General features: G+C 60.8%; 16 protein-coding genes. 5 read left to right on the top strand and 11 right to left on the bottom strand.

Annotation, left to right across the window (positions count from 1 at the left end; genetic code table 11):
• Positions 1-4: 4 nt before the first annotated feature.
• Positions 5-634, bottom strand: a complete 630-nt coding sequence (locus AB4N91_RS02090) for an alpha/beta hydrolase (protein WP_042932570.1) — start codon at positions 632-634, stop codon at positions 5-7.
• Between the two features lie 144 nt (positions 635-778).
• Here AB4N91_RS02090 and AB4N91_RS02085 point away from each other — a divergent pair, with 144 nt between their 5' ends.
• Entirely contained in the window at positions 779-1,213 is a 435-nt protein-coding gene (locus tag AB4N91_RS02085) for a Z-ring associated ZapG family protein (RefSeq protein WP_010458168.1), read from the top strand.
• Between the two features lie 173 nt (positions 1,214-1,386).
• Here AB4N91_RS02085 and AB4N91_RS02080 read toward each other — a convergent pair whose 3' ends face one another.
• The 8 genes from AB4N91_RS02080 to ehuR all read right to left on the bottom strand — a co-directional run bounded on the left by AB4N91_RS02080 (position 1,387) and on the right by ehuR (position 10,794).
• Entirely contained in the window at positions 1,387-2,772 is a 1,386-nt protein-coding gene (locus AB4N91_RS02080; protein WP_460112075.1) for an aminotransferase, read from the bottom strand.
• An 11-nt stretch (positions 2,773-2,783) separates the two neighbouring features.
• A complete protein-coding gene (locus AB4N91_RS02075; protein WP_458724886.1) occupies positions 2,784-4,256 on the bottom strand; it encodes an NAD-dependent succinate-semialdehyde dehydrogenase in 1,473 nt (490 codons plus the stop codon).
• Positions 4,257-4,502: 246 nt separating this feature from the next.
• A complete protein-coding gene (locus tag AB4N91_RS02070) occupies positions 4,503-4,982 on the bottom strand; it encodes an Lrp/AsnC family transcriptional regulator (RefSeq protein WP_083375771.1) in 480 nt (159 codons plus the stop codon).
• A 68-nt stretch (positions 4,983-5,050) separates the two neighbouring features.
• Positions 5,051-6,052 (bottom strand): N(2)-acetyl-L-2,4-diaminobutanoate deacetylase DoeB, encoded by a 1,002-nt coding sequence (gene doeB / locus AB4N91_RS02065; RefSeq protein WP_010458176.1) that lies wholly within the window; start codon positions 6,050-6,052, stop codon positions 5,051-5,053.
• Positions 6,053-6,055: 3 nt separating this feature from the next.
• Positions 6,056-7,246, bottom strand: a complete 1,191-nt coding sequence (doeA, locus tag AB4N91_RS02060) for an ectoine hydrolase DoeA (protein ID WP_083375769.1) — start codon at positions 7,244-7,246, stop codon at positions 6,056-6,058.
• 42 nt (positions 7,247-7,288) lie between these two features.
• On the bottom strand, positions 7,289-8,281 hold the full coding sequence (locus AB4N91_RS02055; protein WP_458724885.1) for a cyclodeaminase: 993 nt from the start codon (positions 8,279-8,281) through the stop codon (positions 7,289-7,291).
• A 39-nt stretch (positions 8,282-8,320) separates the two neighbouring features.
• Positions 8,321-9,292, bottom strand: coding sequence for a hydroxyectoine utilization dehydratase EutB (eutB, locus tag AB4N91_RS02050; RefSeq protein WP_010458182.1), 972 nt, complete (start codon positions 9,290-9,292; stop codon positions 8,321-8,323).
• 107 nt (positions 9,293-9,399) lie between these two features.
• The gene (ehuR, locus tag AB4N91_RS02045) at positions 9,400-10,794 is read right to left on the bottom strand and encodes a MocR-like ectoine utilization transcription factor EhuR (protein WP_042932568.1); all 1,395 of its coding nucleotides are present in this window, start codon (positions 10,792-10,794) and stop codon (positions 9,400-9,402) included.
• 280 nt (positions 10,795-11,074) lie between these two features.
• Here ehuR and ehuB point away from each other — a divergent pair, with 280 nt between their 5' ends.
• The 4 genes from ehuB to ehuA all read left to right on the top strand — a co-directional run bounded on the left by ehuB (position 11,075) and on the right by ehuA (position 14,189).
• Positions 11,075-11,932 carry an ectoine/hydroxyectoine ABC transporter substrate-binding protein EhuB gene (gene ehuB, locus AB4N91_RS02040; RefSeq protein WP_460112074.1) on the top strand — a complete coding sequence of 286 codons (858 nt, stop codon included), beginning with the start codon at positions 11,075-11,077 and terminating at the stop codon, positions 11,930-11,932.
• 69 nt (positions 11,933-12,001) lie between these two features.
• A complete protein-coding gene (ehuC, locus tag AB4N91_RS02035; RefSeq protein ID WP_010458187.1) occupies positions 12,002-12,661 on the top strand; it encodes an ectoine/hydroxyectoine ABC transporter permease subunit EhuC in 660 nt (219 codons plus the stop codon).
• Positions 12,658-13,314 (top strand): ectoine/hydroxyectoine ABC transporter permease subunit EhuD, encoded by a 657-nt coding sequence (gene ehuD, locus AB4N91_RS02030; RefSeq protein ID WP_010458188.1) that lies wholly within the window; start codon positions 12,658-12,660, stop codon positions 13,312-13,314. The genes ehuC and ehuD overlap by 4 nt, the downstream gene beginning before the upstream one ends.
• Before the next feature lie 80 nt (positions 13,315-13,394).
• Positions 13,395-14,189 carry an ectoine/hydroxyectoine ABC transporter ATP-binding protein EhuA gene (gene ehuA, locus AB4N91_RS02025; protein WP_010458189.1) on the top strand — a complete coding sequence of 265 codons (795 nt, stop codon included), beginning with the start codon at positions 13,395-13,397 and terminating at the stop codon, positions 14,187-14,189.
• A 137-nt stretch (positions 14,190-14,326) separates the two neighbouring features.
• On the opposite strand, the gene AB4N91_RS02020 is transcribed toward ehuA, so the two are convergent.
• Positions 14,327-15,058, bottom strand: coding sequence for an OmpA family protein (locus AB4N91_RS02020; protein WP_010458190.1), 732 nt, complete (start codon positions 15,056-15,058; stop codon positions 14,327-14,329).
• A gap of 102 nt (positions 15,059-15,160) precedes the next feature.
• Positions 15,161-15,802, bottom strand: a complete 642-nt coding sequence (locus AB4N91_RS02015) for an MBL fold metallo-hydrolase (RefSeq protein WP_154912447.1) — start codon at positions 15,800-15,802, stop codon at positions 15,161-15,163.
• Positions 15,803-15,838 lie beyond the last annotated feature (36 nt).

Here is a 15,838-nt window from a genome sequence, read left to right as displayed (position 1 = left end):
GCAATCAATTCGAAAGGCGCGGCAGGATCAGATCCTTGAGATCGGTCAGCTTGCCATGAAAAAAGTGTCCGCATTCTGCCACTTTCAGCAGCTCATGGGGGCGTTCGAGCTTGTCGGACCATTCGTAAACAAGTGGCGGATCGATCACTTCGTCGGTTTCCGGCTGGATCAGGGTCAGTTCACCCTGCTGCGGCAGTTGATCCTGATCGCCCAGGCGCATGACAGCCGGCGCGACCATAAACAGATGCTTGAGCTGTTCGCCCTTGGCTTCCAGGCGTCCGCCGAGACTTGCTGCAACAAAACCACCAAAGGAGAAACCGAACAGGGTCAGCGGCAACTCGGGGTGTTTGGCCCGTAGCCATTCGGCAACGGCTTGGGCGTCGTCGACTTCGCCGGTGCCCATGTCGTGGGTGCCTTCGCTGGCACCGACGCCACGGTAGTTGAAGCGCAAAGTAATCAAACCGGCGTCGCGCGCGGTGCGCTGCAGGGTCGAGACGACTTTATTGAGCATGGTGCCGCCCTGCACCGGGTTCGGGTGGCAGATCAGCGCGATGCCGCGCGGCTGCTCATTATCAAGATAAAGGGCTTCCAGTTGGCCGACCGGGCCATCAATCACTACAGGGGTTTCGCGCATAAGCAAGGAAGGAACTCCGTGACCTCGAATCGGGTCGACTCGTCTAGCAAATTGTCTGTGCCAATCTATTGCGAGTGAATCGCGGTATACAGCGCAGGTTCGAGCCGTTAACGTAAAGCAAAGCCGTTTATAGAGGAAGGACTCGTGGAACACTCGCTCTTAGTTTGGTTGTTGCCGACTCTTGCCCTGGTTGTGGGTGTCGCCATTGGTTTCCTGATCGCTCGTTTGGTGCCGAATGCCGCGCCTAGCAGCACCCAACGTCAGCTGGATGACATTCAGGAACGTTTCGACAGTTATCAGAACGAGGTGGTCACCCACTTCAACAGCACTGCAAACCTGGTCAAGAAGCTGACGGCGAGCTATCAGGAAGTGCAGGATCACCTCGCCGAGGGTGCCAACCGCCTGGCCCTGGACGAGCAGACTCGTCAACGATTGCTGGCCGCCCTGCACGCCGATTCGGCACAGGCTCCACGGGAACGCCTGACGCCACCGCGCAATCAGGAACCGCCTCGCGACTACGCCCCCAAAGCTCCGAACGCGCCGGGCATGCTCGATGAGCATTACGGCCTGAAGAAGTAATCAGGTCTCGCGCGACACAAAAAACCTCGGACGAGTGATTGTCCGAGGTTTTTTTGTTTCTGATCGAGGATTTTTGGTGCCTGTCAGGGCCTCTTTGCGGGCCTGAACAGGCGACGCAAAAAAAGCCCGCCCGATCTGAGAATCGGACGGGCCCTGTTCAACCAGGCTGGGGATCAGCCAAGCACTTCGCTGGCCACCTGATCCACCGCGCTCTTGGTGATGTCGACGATCAGGTCGGCTTCTTCCTCGGTCAAAATCAACGGCGGCGCAAAGCCGAGAATGTCGCCGTGAGGCATCGCCCGGGCAATCATGCCGCGCTCGAGACAGGCCGCCGAAACTTTCGGGCCGACCTTCAAGGCGGCGTCGAACGGCGTGCGCTGCTCGCGATCGGCCATGAACTCGACGGCGGCAAGCATGCCGTCACCGCGCACTTCACCCACCAGCGGATGGCCTTCCAGGGTTTCGCGCAACCGGCGGTTCAGGTAGCTGCCTACTTTCTCGGCGTTGGTGGTGAGGTTTTCCCGCTCCAGAATATCGAGGTTGGCCAAGGCCGCGGCGGCGCAGATCGGGTGACCGGAGTATGTCCAGCCATGGCCCATCGCACCTTGTGATTCAGAGGCTTTTTCGATTACGTCCCATACTTTTTCGCCGACGATCACTGCCGACAACGGTGCATAGGCGCTGGTCAGGCCCTTGGCGGTGGTGATCAAGTCTGGCTGCATGCCGTAACGCTGGCTGCCCATCTTCGAACCCAGCCGACCGAATGCGCACACCACTTCATCGGCGATCAGCAACACGTCGTATTTGTTGAGCACCGCTTGAATCGCCGCCCAATAACCCGCCGGAGGAACGATGATGCCGCCGGTGCCCATCAACGGCTCGCCGATGAACGCGGCCACGGTGTCCGGCCCTTGGGCGAGGATCATTTTCTCCAGTTCGTCGGCGCAATAGCGCACGAACGCCGCTTCATCCATGCCGGCCGGCGCCTTGCGGTACCAGTGCGGGCAAACGGTGTGTTTGACGCCTTCGGCCGGCAGGTCGAAGTGCTGATGAAAAGTCGGCAGGCCGGTGAGGCTGCCGGTCATGATGCCCGAGCCGTGATAACCGCGATCGCGGGAGATGATTTTCTTCTTCTGCGGGCGACCCAATACGTTGTTGTAGTAACGCACCAGTTTGATCTGGGTCTCGTTGGCGTCAGACCCGGACAGACCGTAATAGACCTTTTTCATGCCCTGCGGCGCCCAGTCCATGATGCGGCTGGACAATTCGATGATCGCCTCGGTCGAATGCCCCACATAGGTGTGGTAATACGCCAGCTCCTTGGCCTGCTTGTAGATCGCATCGGCGACTTCGGTACGGCCGTAGCCGATGTTCACGCAGTACAGGCCGGCGAAGGCGTCGATGAAGTCGCGGCCCTCGTGGTCGCGGATGCGAATGCCCGACGCACTCTTGATGATGCGTCCCTTGAGCGCGCCGCTGGCGTGGTCATGGGCGTGGGTCGAGGGGTGCATGAAGTGCGCGCGGTCTTGTTCGAACAGGGTATCGAGCTCTTGGTTCATGACATGTCTCCTTAGAACTGGCCTTGATGGTGCAGGCAAAAGTATTTGGTTTCGACAAAGGCTTCGAAGCCCTCGGTGCCGCCTTCGCGGCCCAGACCCGAGGCTTTCATGCCACCGAACGGAATTGGATGGCCGGTGAACTTGACGCCGTTGACCGCGACCATGGCGTGGTCGAGGCGGCGAATCAGCGGGTAGATCAGGTCCAGGCGATTGGAACAAATGTAGGCGGCCAAACCGTATTCGGTGTCGTTGGCCATTTCGATGGCGTGCTCAAGGGTGTCAAAAGGCATCACCCCCGCAATCGGCGCGAAATTCTCTTCGCGATAGATGCGCATCTGCGGGGTGACATCCGCGAGCACCGTCGGCTGGTAGAACAATCCCCCCAGGGCGTGAGCCTCGCCGCCGACCAAGCGTTGCGCACCGAGTTGAAGGGCGTCAGCCACACGCTCGGCCGTCACCTCGAAAGCGGCCCGGTGCATCAACGGGCCGATGTCGACAGGTTGTTCTTGATCGCCCACCAGGGCCGGACCGACCCGCAGCTCGCGAACCGCAGCGGCAAAGCGCTGGAGGAATTCCGGGTAAATCGAGCGCTGCACCATGATCCGGTTGGCCGCGCAGCAATCCTGACCCGAGGTCTGGAATTTGGCTTCTACGGCGACTTTCACCGCCAGCGTCAGATCGGCATCGGCGCAGACGATGAACGGCGCATTGCCGCCCAGTTCCAGCGAGACTTTCTTCACGTCCTGCGCTGTCGCTTGCAGCACCAACTTGCCGACGCGGGTCGAGCCGGTGAAGCTGACCGAACGCACGCGGCTGTCCTGCACCAGGGTTTGCATGGTCATCTGCGGCTCGCCCAGCACCACGTTGAACACGCCCGCCGGGAAGCCCGCCTCCTCCGCCAGTTGCGCCAGCGCCAACGCTGAAAAAGGCGTTTCATGGGCCGGTTTGATCACCACGGTGCAGCCAGCGGCCAAGGCGGCGGCCGCTTTGCGGGTGATCATGGCCGACGGAAAATTCCACGGTGTCAGCAGTGCACAGACGCCGACCGGCTCCTTGAGAGTGCCCAGATGTGCACCAGGAATGTGGCTGGGAATGTTTTGCCCATAAAGACGCCGTGCTTCCTCGGCGAACCAGGGAATGAAACTCGCAGCGTAAGCGATTTCCCCACGAGACTCGGCCAGCGGCTTGCCTTGTTCCTGACTGAGGATGCGCGCCAGGTCTTCCTGATGCTCAAGGATCAACGCCGCCCAGCGCCGCAAAATCGTCCCACGCGCATCGAGGCTTTGTTCGCGCCAGCCGGCAAAAGCCCGGTGCGCGGCATCGACAGCCGCGACAATCTGCGGCTGATCGAGCATCGGCACGTGGCCGATCAATTTCAGGTCGGCAGGGTTATGCACGGCGACACTGTGACCACTGTCGCTGTGGACCCAATGCCCATCGACGTAACACAGTGCCTTGAACAGCAGCGGATGTTTGTATGTCATGGCGGTTACTCCAAACCGTGTGCGTGGAACCATGCTAGGGCAGCTCGGCTCGGGTTATTGGGTGTTTGGCGGGGCTTGGCAGGCGGTTTTTTCTGATTGAACAGCGCAAAACCGAAGATTTTGCGGTGACCCTTAACGAACACTGTTCTTTCAGTCAGACAAACAGTCATGTGGGAGCGAGCCAGCTCGCGAAAGCGGCGTGTCAGTCAACGTGAGCAAGCCCGCTCCCACACGGATCTGTCGTGTTCAGGGCTCTTGTGCCAGCTCCGCCGGCAAGGCGCCGGCGGTCTTGATGGTCTTGGTCACGATGTAGGTGAAGTAACGCTCGATGCCCAGATCGTCGAGCAGCAGCTGGTCGATAAACCGCTGGTAGTGATCGATGTCCGGCGCCTGGATCATCGCCATGTAATCCACCCCGCCACCGGTGGCGTAACAGAACGCCACTTCAGCCGCCTCGCACATGCGTTGCTCGAACCGGCGCATATCCTGTGCGGTGTGTCGGGCCAGGGTGATTTCGACCAGGACCTGCTGACTTTTGAATACCGCATTCCAGTCAATCTGCGCCCGGTAGCCCTTGATCAACCCAAGCGCTTCCAGTTTGCGCACGCGCTCCCAGGCCGGGGTCACCGATAGATTGATCGCGTCGGCCAGGCTCGACTTGGTGATCCGCCCGTCTTCGGCAAGGATTCGCAGGATTTTCAGGTCGTAGCGATCAAGCTTGTGCATGGGCCGAGGAACTCCTGTGCCATTGGGACCTTGTGGGAGCTGACGTGCCCGCTCCCACAAGGAATGTGTTACGCCAATACTTCGGCGATGACTGCCACGGTGTCACCGCACTGCACCAACCCGGGAAAATGCCGCGCCGCCAGCAAACCGCTGCGGGCCGCACGATACTCCACCGGGGCAACACCGCTGCGGGTGGCGTCATAAACCCGGGCAATCACCTCGCCCTTACTCACGTTGTCACCCAGATCGCGACACATTTCCAGCAAGCCGTCATGTTCGCTGGCAATGAAGCAATCAGCATCCGGCATGTCGAGCATGATCGACGCAGCGGTCTGGACCTCGCCTTCGAGAATCCCGGCATGCACCAGCAGATTGCGCACCCCGCGCTCGGCGATCGCCACACTGCGTGCGCTGGACGAACCACCGCCACCCAGTTCGGTGGTGACGAAAACTTTGCCCTGTCGCTCGGCGGCTGTGTCGTACATCGCCCCCGCATCCAGCTCCAGCATGCGCATGCTGTACGGGGCATTGAACGCGCGCATGCCGGCTTCGCATCGGGCCTGCTGGTGTTTATCGGGCAGCACATGACACGCGGCGAACGGCAGGAAATCCAGGGTGCGGCCGCCGGAATGAATGTCCAGCACGATATCGGCCAAAGGCAACAAGGTCCGGTTGAAGTAATCGGCGATTTTCTCGGTCACCGTGCCGTCCGGCTTGCCGGGAAAACTGCGATTCAGGTTGCCCTTGTCGATGGGCGACGTGCGCCGTCCGGCGTGGAACGCCGGGGTATTCATGAACGGGACGATGATCACCCGCCCGCTCACTTCACCAGCCGTCAGGCCCTGCGCCAGTTTGCTCAGCGCAACCGGGCCTTCGTATTCGTCGCCGTGGTTACCGCCGGTCAGCAGCGCCGTCGGTCCCTGACCACGCTGAATCACCGTCAGCGGAATCATCACCGCGCCCCAGGCCGAATCGTCCCGCGAATACGGCAGTTTGAGAAACCCGTGCTGCACGCCTTCGCGGGCGAAATCCACCGTGGCGCTGATCGGGTTATCAGGCAATTCGCTCATGGCTCAATCCTTCACGAACAGTTGGCGTGGCACGTTGCATAACGTTTCGACACCGGTCTCGGTGATCAAAATGCTCTCGGTGATTTCCAGCCCCCAATCGTCCATCCACAGGCCCGGCATGAAGTGGAAGGTCATGCCCGGTTGCAACACGCTGGTGTCGCCGGGACGCAAGCTCATGGTGCGCTCGCCCCAATCCGGCGGATAACTGATCCCGATCGGATAACCGCAACGGCTGTCCTTGTGGATGCCGAACTTCTCCAGCACTTTGAAAAACGCGACGGCAATGTCACCCGTGGTGTTCCCTGGCTTGGCCGCTTCGAGCCCGGCGGCGATGCCTTCGACCACGGCTTTTTCGCCGTCGAGGAAATGCTGCGGCGGTTTGCCCAGGTAAATGGTGCGCGACAACGGGCAGTGATATCGCTTGTAGCAACCGGCGATTTCGAAGAACGTGCCGGCGCCCTTCTCGAATGGCGTGTCGTCCCAGGTCAGGTGCGGCGCGCTGGCATCGGCGCCGGTCGGCAACAGCGGCACGATGGCCGGGTAATCACCGCCATGACCGTCGGCGCCGAGAATGCCGCTGCTGTAGATCTCGGCCACCAGTTCGTTTTTGCGCATGCCCGGCTCAATGCGTTCAAGGATCCGCGCGTGCATGTTTTCGACGATGCGCGCGGCGATGCGCATGTAGGCGATTTCCTGGGGCGACTTGATCGCCCGCTGCCAGTTCACCAGCCCGACCGCGTCGATCAGCGTGGCCTTTGGCAGGTGTTTCTTCAGCGACAGATAGGCGGCGGCGCTGAAGTAATAGTTGTCCATTTCCACGCCAATGGTCAGCGCGTCCCAGCCGCGAGCGCTGATGACTTCGCGCGACAGGTAATCCATTGGATGGCGTTCCCGGGACTGCACATAAATGTCCGGGTACCCGATGATGTTTTCATGCTGCATGAACACGGTGCGCTTGGCGCCGTTGGCATCTTGCCCGCGCCCGAACCAGACCGGCTCGCCGTCGAGCGCCAGCAACACACATTGATGGACGTAAAACGACCAACCGTCATAGCCGGTCAGCCAGGCCATGTTCGATGGATCAGTGACCAGCAGCAACTCGATGCCCTGAACCTGCATGGCCGCTCGAACCCTGGCCAGACGCTGGGCGTATTCCTCCCGTTCGAACGGGAGATTGACGACTATCTGAGACATGCACATGCCCTCTGATAAATGACGCACGGATGAAAAAACGGCTTAGCTGCCGAACTGGAAACCCTTGCCGGCCGAGCGCGCACGCTCGAAGGCCAGATTGGCGATGGCGGTGTCTTGAGCACCGGTACCGGTGAGGTCACACACGGTGATCTGTGCCGCATCGGTGCGGCCGGGACGTTGCCCGGCCAGCACCTGACCCAACTCGACCAGGCGCGATTCCTCGGCCATGACGCCGGCCGCCAAGGCGTGATGCAATTCACCGAGGAGGCGGGTCTGGCTCAAGCGATCAGCCACGTAGAGGTCGGCCTGCGCCAACGCCTGGGGCGAAATTTCGTTTTTGTGTTCGGCGTCGGAGCCCATGGCAGTGATGTGCAGGCCGGGATGCAAATGGCGCGTTTCAATCAAGGGTTCACGACTGGGCGTGCAAGTGATCGCAATGTCCGCGTCGGCCATGGCCTCTTCGATACTCGCGCAAGGCGTCACCGCCAGACCGCTGCTGCGCGCCAGTTCTGCGCTGAAGCTGTTTGCCTTGGCGCTGTCACGCGCCCAGACCCGCACCGATTTAATCGGACGCACCAGGCGCAAGGCCTGCAACTGCAGCGCGGCCTGCTCGCCGGCCCCGATCAGCGCAACGTTGCGACTGTCGGGCCGCGACAGGGCCCGCGCCGCCACCGCACCCGCCGCCGCAGTGCGCACGGCCGTCAGGTAACCGTTATCCAGCAACAAGGCCTCCAGCAAACCGGTGCGCGCCGACAACAGCATCATCATGCCGTTGAGGCTCGGCAGGCCGAGTGCCGGGTTATCGAAAAAGCCCGGACTGACCTTGATCGCAAAACGCTCCAGACCCGGCAGATACGCGGTCTTCACGTCCACTTCGCCGTTGTGCTCCGGGATGTCCAGACGCAGGATCGGCGGCATTGCCACGGCGGCCGTGGCCAGCAGCACAAAGGCTTGCTCGATGGCTTCGATACTCGGCAAATCCAGCGCCACACAGGCGCGCAAATCCGCTTCGCTCAATAAAGTAATGTCACTCATCAACGCAGCGCTCCAATCGGATGGTTATTGTTGTGGGGTTCACGCATCGGCTCCGGCGAGCACGCGTAAATGCTGATCGACATCGACGTTACGGCCGCTGACCACCACCACGATCGGCCCACGCGGCTCAATCAATCCGTCGAGCAACGCGGCAATACCGACCGCCGCCGCGCCTTCGAGCACCAGACGCTCTTCGCGGTAGGCATGGCGGATGGCATTGGCGATAGAGGCTTCGCTGAGCAAATGCAGGTGGTCGCACAGGTTGCGGGTCATGTTGAAGGTGTAACGATTGTCCAGACCGATGCCGCCGCCGAGCGAATCGGCCAGGGTCGGCAACTCCTCGACTTCGACCGGATGCCCGGCTTCAAGGCTGGCGTGCATCGCCGCGCCGCGCTGCATGCTGATGCCGTGAGTGACGATGTGTGGATTGGCGCTTTTGATCGCCAGTGCCACGCCGGCAAACAGACCGCCGCCGGATAACGGCACCAGCACTTGCGCCACCTCTGGCTGCTGCTCGAGGATTTCCAGCCCGAGGGTGCCTTGCCCCGCGATGATCGCCGGATGGTCGAAGGGCGGCAGCAATGTCGCGCCCTGCTCGCTGGCAATCCGTTCGGCTTCGCGCTGGGCATCGTCCTGAGAGTGACCGACGATGCACACCTCGGCCCCCAGATCCCGAATGGCCTGCACCTTGTTCGCCGGCACCAGGCGCGACAGGCAAATGGTCGCCCTCACACCTTGCCGGGACGCGGCATACGCCAGCGCCCGACCGTGATTGCCGGTCGAGGCGGCCACCACGCCACGGGCCTTTTGCTCGACATCAAGCTGCGCCACGGCATTGCTGGCGCCACGCAACTTGAAGCTGCCGGTCAGTTGCAGGGATTCGAGCTTGAGAAACACCGCCACACCCAAGCGCTGCGAGAGGCTGGGTGAATACTCCATGGGCGTGCGCCGAACCAACGATTCGATCCGCTGGCGAGCGAGGTAAATATCGTTCAATTGCAGTGCTGACATGACCGCATCCCAACCGAGGTGTTGGGCGCAGTCTAAGAGGGCTGGATTGTCGCGATGAATGTACTAGGGCAATTTAGCCGACAAACTTTTCGCGAACTTTTTCTCGCTCAAAAGTCATGGATCTGCGGGTACTGGCCGAAGATCTCGCGCATGCCGATCAGCGCAACACGCATTTCTTCATCACTGCATTCGGCGCCCACACAGACCCGCACCGCTCGCGGCCGAGGCGTGCCGCGCACGGTGAACGGGTCAGGTGAAGTGACGGCAATGTGTTTGTGGCGCAATGCCCGGACCAGGCTGTCGATTTCCCAATGGGGCGGAATTCCGATCCAGGCGTTCAAGGCATAGGGGTGCTGGGCGATCAGGTATTCGTCCAGATACTCAGTGACCAGCGCCTGGCGGCCCGCCAGGAGTTTGCGCTGCAGGCCCACCAGGGTGTCGGCGCGACCATCACGAATCCAGCGCGCCGCGATCTCGGACACCATGGGCGTGGCCATCCAGCTGTTGACCCGCAAGATACTCTCGGTGCGCAGCGCCAGCCGCTTGGGCACGACCAGATAACCGATGCGCAAACCGGTGAGCACCGACTTGGTCATGCTGGTGCAATAGAACGACAGCTCCGGCAGGTAATGACTGATCGGCGGCGCGCGTCGCTCATCGAGCAACGGGCCGTACACATCGTCTTCAATGATGTGCACACCGAAGCGCCGGGCGATCTCGGCGATTTCACGCCGGCGGCTATCCGGCATCAGGCTGGTGGTGGGGTTGTTCAGGTTCGGTGTACAGACCAGCGCGGTGATGCGCTCGTTACTGCACATGTCTTCAAAATGCTCGGGGTCAATGCCGTAACGGTCCATCTCCAGGCCTTTGAGGGTAAACCCCAGCACCTGGGAATTACCGATCACACCGTGGTCGGTGACGCCCTCGCACAGCACCACATCGTCCGGGCCGGCCAAGGAAGCCAGCGCGAGAAAGATGCCGTGGGCCGCGCCGTTGGTGATCAGGATGTCGTCACGCTCGACCCGTAACCCTTGTCGCCCGATCCAGTGCATGGCCGCTTCCCGGTGCGATTCGAACCCGGCAATCGGACGAAATGCATGAATCCACGGCTGATCCTCTTCGGTACTGAGTTCGCGGCAGGTCTCGCGCCAGAACTGGTCATGCTCACGGGTGTGCATGATCCGGGTGATGGAAAAATCCACCAGGGCCCGCTCGGGGCTGTCGAGAATATAGGTGGCGACCCGATCGCTCATGCGTCGCGACACAAAGCTGCCGCGCCCGACTTCGCAACGCACCAGACCCTGGCGCTCCAGCTCCTTATAGGCGTTGGTGACCGTCTGCACGCTGATGCCCATCGCATCGGCGACGTGCCGTTGCGGCGGCAGGCGCTGATCGTTGGCCAACACGCCTTGCTCGATGTCATCGGCGATGGCCTGCACCAGGATCTTGTATTTGGACTCACCGCTGCGAGCGACGTCCAATGCTGCTTTCCACTTATCCATCGGCGCTAAAACCCGCGTAGGTGCCAGTGCGCACAGCATCCCGCGAGAATACATGCAAAGCAATTGTCCTAGTGCAATGCCACGATGCCTGAGGCTTTTGTATGCTCGGTCCAAGGTCGATGCCCGGGCACGTTTCAAGCCCCTACAACAAAACCAATCGACCTGTATCGGAACTGCGTCCCGCGTCATGGATCAGTCCTTATACGTTTTGCTCTTGTCACACTGCCTCCTACCACAGAGCCGTCACAGACGGGTCCACAAGAAACAGGAGATTTTATCGATGAGCAATTTCCCCACCCGCACCCCCCATGTTTTGCGTCGTCTGTTCGTGGCGTGTGCCTTGTTCGGCCTGGCTGCCAGCGCCCACGCCGCCAATACGCTGGAAACCGTCAAACAGAACAGCAGCATTCGCATCGGTTACGCCAACGAAACCCCTTTCGCCTATACCGAAACCGACGGCAAGGTTACCGGCGAATCGCCGGAAATCGCCAAAGCGATCTTCGTGAAGATGGGCATCAAGAAAGTCGACGGCGTGTTGACCGAATGGGGCTCCTTGATCCCGGGACTGCGCGCGGGGCGATTCGACGTGATTGCCGCCGGCATGTACATCACCCCGGCTCGTTGCAAGCAGGTGCTGTTTACTGATCCGCAGTACCAGCTGCCGGACGCCCTGCTCACGGCCAAAGGCAACCCGAAGAACCTGCACAGCTATGAAGACATCGCCAAGAACCCTGATGTGAAGCTGGCGATCATGGCCGGCACGGTGAACCTGGCCTATGCGCGCGACTCCGGCGTGAAGGATGCGCAAATCCTTCAGGTGCCGGACACCACCGCGCAGCTGCAAGCCGTGCGCGCCGGCCGTGCCGACGCGGCAGTGGGCACGCAACTGACCATGAAAGGCCTGGCCGCCAAGGGCGGCGAGAAAGTCGAAGCCGTCACTGAGTTCAAGGACGATCCGTCGCACATCGGCTACGGCGCCCTCGCCTTCCGCCCGGAAGACAAGGACCTGCGTGATGCGGTCAACGCCGAGATGAAAAAGTGGCTGGGCTCCGAAGAGCACCTCAAGGCGGTCGCCCCTTTCGGCTTCGACAAATCCAACGTGACAAGCAAAACGGCTGCCGAGCTCTGCGCTCAATAGTCGAAACAGGCATGGCGCCACGGCGCGATGCCTATTTCCCCTGCTTACTCCGGATGGCCAGGTTGAATCATGGGTGAATTACTTCCGCTGTTGATACAAGGCGCCTGGGTAACCCTCCAGGTGACATTCTTCGGCTCGCTGCTGGCGATTGTCGCCGCCATTCTGGCGGCACTCGGGCGCATGTCGCCATGGCGGGCACTGCGCTGGTTTTCGATTGCTTACATTGAAGTGTTCCGCGGCACGTCGTTGCTGGTGCAATTGTTCTGGCTGTTTTTTGTGCTGCCGTTGCCGCCGTTCAATATTGAGCTGAGCCCCTACAGCGTGGCCATTGTCGGCCTCGGCCTGCACATCGGCGCTTACGGCGCCGAGGTGATGCGCGGCGCGATCAGCTCGGTCGCCAAAGGTCAGTACGAAGCGTCCACGGCGCTGAACTTCAGCGGCTACAAACGCTTTCGGCGGATCATCCTGCCGCAGGCCTTACTCGCGGCCATCCCACCCGGCACCAACCTGCTGATCGAATTGCTGAAAAACACCTCGCTGGTGTCGCTGATCACGTTGTCGGACCTGAGCTTTCGTGCCCGGCAACTCGATCAGGCAACCTTCCAGACCCTGGAAATCTTCAGCCTGGCGCTGGTGATCTACTTCGTCCTGGCGCAAGCCATCAATATCGGCATGCGCCAGATAGAGCGGCGTCTGGCTCGCGGGCGGATGCGTGGAGGTCTGTCATGACACTGTTCGACTGGACCTACGCCTGGCAAATCCTCCCCGATTTGCTGCGCGCTTCGCTCAACACCGTGGGGATTACCCTGATCGGTTTCCTGATCGCCATTGTCCTGGGGCTGTTCCTGGCGATTGGCCGACGCAGCCGCAGAGTCTGGTTGTCGTGGCCGGCAACCGGGGTGATCGAGTTCATCCGCAGCACGCCGCTGCTGATCCAGGTGTATTTCCTCTACTACGTGCTGCCCAATTACGGCGTCAGCATGACGGCCATGCAAGTCGGGATTCTCGGCATCGGCCTGCATTACGCCTGCTACATCGCCGAGGTGTATCGCGGTGGCCTCGACGCCGTGCCGCGAGCGCAATGGGAAGCGGTCACGGCGCTGAACATCGCGCCCTATAGCGCCTACCGCAACATCATCTTGCCCCAGGCCCTGCGGCCGATCCTGCCGCCATTGGGCAACTACCTGGTGGCGATGCTCAAGGACACACCGGTGCTGTCGGCGATTACCGTGGTGGAAATCATGCAACAGGCCAAAAACATCGGTTCCGAGAACTTCCGCTACCTGGAGCCGATCACCATGGTCGGTCTGTTTTTCCTCGCCCTGAGCATCGCCTTGGCTTATCTGGTACGGCGCCTTGAAGTGCGCCTGGAGCTACGCTAATGACTTCTCCACTCTCGACACCTACCGACCTTTCCCGGCGCAGCCATCCGTCACCGCTGCATCCGCAGGAGGCCACGGCCATGCATGAACCCAATCCGGTCAAGCCGATTGTCAGCTTCCAGGACGTCACCAAGAGTTACGGCAATTTCACCGTACTCGACCACCTGAACCTGGACGTTACGCCAGGGGAGAAAGTCGCGATCATCGGCCCCAGTGGCTCCGGCAAATCCACGCTGCTGCGGGTGTTGATGACGCTTGAGGGCATCGATGACGGACTGATCCGCATCGAGGATGACCTGCTGACCCACATGCCTAACCGCAATGGCGTGCTGGTACCGGCCAATGATCGGCATATCCGTCGCGTTCGCGGCAAGATCGGCATGGTGTTCCAGAGCTTCAACCTGTTCCCGCACATGACGGCGCTGCAAAACGTCATCGAAGCGCCGGTGCAGGTGCTCGGCATGAAACCGGCCGAAGCGCGGGAACGGGCGGCAGATTTGCTGGAACTGGTCGGGCTGGGCAGCAAACTGGGGCATTACCCTTCGCAACTGTCGGGCGGGCAGCAACAACGGGTCGCGATTGCCCGGGCATTGGCGATGCGGCCCAAGGTCATGCTGTTTGACGAAGTCACCTCGGCGCTCGACCCGGAATTGTGCGGCGAAGTGCTCAACGTGATCCGCAAACTCGGTGCCGAGCACAACCTGACCATGCTGATGGTCACACACCAGATGGGGTTTGCCCGGGAGTTCGCTGATCGCGTGTGCTTCTTCTACAAGGGCCAGATCCATGAACAAGGCACGCCGCAGCAGATCTTCGAGCACCCGCAACAGGAACGTACTTGCGCGTTTCTCAGCGCGGTAAAAGAAGCCAACTAGGAAAGTCGCGACAGGCCAAAACCAAATGTGGGAGCGAGCCTGCTCGCGAAAGGCGGCGTGTCAGCCCAACCTGATTGTTGTCTGACACGCCGCCTTCGCGAGCAGGCTCGCTCCCACAGTTTTTTATTGCGCAGATGTTACGGGTATTGCTGAACCGTACCTGGCTGTTGCTGACCACCGTACTGCTGACCCGGAATCGCCTTCAGGTTGACTTCAACGCGGCGGTTCTGCGCCCGGCCATTGACGTCGCCGTTGCTGGCAATCGGATTATCCGGCCCGGCACCGCGAGCCGACAGGTTGGCGCCGCTGACACCTTGCGAGGTCAGGTAGGTCGCCACGCTCTGCGCACGACGTTGCGACAGGTCCATGTTGTGCTGGCGGCTGCCGGTGCTATCTGTGTAGCCGACGATTTCGATCTGGTTCTGGCTGAACTCCTTCAGCGAGCCGGCCAGATTGTTCAGCGGCTGATAGAAGCTGGAGGCGATATTTGCCGAATCGGTGGCAAACGTGATGTTGCCCGGCATGATCAGTTTGATCTGGTCACCCTGACGCTGCACCTCGACACCGGTGTTGGCCATGCTGGCCCGCAGCTTTTTCTCTTGCTGGTCAGCGTAGTAACCGTAACCGGCAGCGGAAGCACCCACGACGGCAGCGCCAATCAGCGCGCCCTTGCCCCGGTTATCATGACCGATGGCGGCACCAGCCAAGGCGCCAGCCAGAGCGCCGAGGCCACCGTATTTAGCGGTTTTGCTCATGCCCGTGGAGCCACTGTCAGCCTGGCCCTGGTTGTCATAAGGGTTAGGCGAGGCGCAGCCAGACAGCAAGGCCACAGCCGTAGCGACAATAATCAAACGCTGCTTGGTGAACATGAAGAGCTCCTACTTTTTGCATTCTGGGGTGCAACGGACAAAGGCAATGGACCTTTGCGGGTGTTGGATCGTTTTGGCCGACGAAAATTCCGTCGATTGCCTTCAAGCCCGCACAAACGGGTTCTCGCGCATTTCATCGCCCAAGCGCGTGTCCGGACCATGCCCGGTCACCACCGTTGCTTCTTCGTCGAGCGTATAGAGTCGCTGCTTGATTGACCGCACGATGGTCGCTTGATCGCCACCCCACAAATCCGTACGCCCTACCCCGCGACGAAACAACGTGTCACCGGCAATCAGCAGCTTGGCCTCGGAAAACCAAAAGCTCATGGAACCCGGGGTATGACCCGGCGTGTGCAACGCCACGCCGCAACCGCAAGCCAGCTCTTCATCGTCGGCCAACCAGCGATCCGGCGACGGCACCGGCGTGTAGGGCACACCGAACATCTGGCACTGCATCTCCAGATTGTCCCAAAGGAACTGATCTTCTTTGTGCAGGTGCAGGGTCGCGCCGGTTTTCTCCTTGAGCTGACCGGAGGCCAGGAAGTGATCCAGGTGCGCATGGGTGTGGATGATGCTCACCACCTTCAGGCCCAAGGCATCGAGGCGCGCGAGGATCAGTTCGTGGTTGCCGCCCGGGTCGACCACGATGGCTTTTTTGGTGATCGGGTCGCCAATGATCGTGCAGTTGCACTGCAAAGGGCCGACGGGGAAGGTTTCGCGGATCAGGGTTGGAATTAAATTCATCCTAAACTCCAGGGCATGAAGTAGAAGCCTTATGTG

This window comes from Pseudomonas sp. H3_D04 (assembly GCF_054669175.1).
The sequence above is the reverse complement of the archived record's forward strand: the minus strand, read 5'-3'. Positions and strand labels throughout refer to the sequence as shown.

Bases quoted from the DNA above. Each gene is read 5' to 3' on its own strand.
- AB4N91_RS02090 (WP_042932570.1), bottom strand. From the start codon at position 634: ATGCGCGAAACCCCTGTAGTGATTGATGGCCCGGTCGGCCAACTGGAA.
- AB4N91_RS02080 (WP_460112075.1), bottom strand. From the start codon at position 2,772: ATGAACCAAGAGCTCGATACCCTGTTCGAACAAGACCGCGCGCACTTC.
- AB4N91_RS02075 (WP_458724886.1), bottom strand. From the start codon at position 4,256: ATGACATACAAACATCCGCTGCTGTTCAAGGCACTGTGTTACGTCGAT.
- AB4N91_RS02070 (WP_083375771.1), bottom strand. From the start codon at position 4,982: ATGCACAAGCTTGATCGCTACGACCTGAAAATCCTGCGAATCCTTGCC.
- doeB (WP_010458176.1), bottom strand. From the start codon at position 6,052: ATGAGCGAATTGCCTGATAACCCGATCAGCGCCACGGTGGATTTCGCC.
- doeA (WP_083375769.1), bottom strand. From the start codon at position 7,246: ATGTCTCAGATAGTCGTCAATCTCCCGTTCGAACGGGAGGAATACGCC.
- AB4N91_RS02055 (WP_458724885.1), bottom strand. From the start codon at position 8,281: ATGAGTGACATTACTTTATTGAGCGAAGCGGATTTGCGCGCCTGTGTG.
- eutB (WP_010458182.1), bottom strand. From the start codon at position 9,292: ATGTCAGCACTGCAATTGAACGATATTTACCTCGCTCGCCAGCGGATC.
- ehuR (WP_042932568.1), bottom strand. From the start codon at position 10,794: ATGGATAAGTGGAAAGCAGCATTGGACGTCGCTCGCAGCGGTGAGTCC.
- ehuB (WP_460112074.1), top strand. From the start codon at position 11,075: ATGAGCAATTTCCCCACCCGCACCCCCCATGTTTTGCGTCGTCTGTTC.
- ehuC (WP_010458187.1), top strand. From the start codon at position 12,002: ATGGGTGAATTACTTCCGCTGTTGATACAAGGCGCCTGGGTAACCCTC.
- ehuD (WP_010458188.1), top strand. From the start codon at position 12,658: ATGACACTGTTCGACTGGACCTACGCCTGGCAAATCCTCCCCGATTTG.
- ehuA (WP_010458189.1), top strand. From the start codon at position 13,395: ATGCATGAACCCAATCCGGTCAAGCCGATTGTCAGCTTCCAGGACGTC.
- AB4N91_RS02020 (WP_010458190.1), bottom strand. From the start codon at position 15,058: ATGTTCACCAAGCAGCGTTTGATTATTGTCGCTACGGCTGTGGCCTTG.
- AB4N91_RS02015 (WP_154912447.1), bottom strand. From the start codon at position 15,802: ATGAATTTAATTCCAACCCTGATCCGCGAAACCTTCCCCGTCGGCCCT.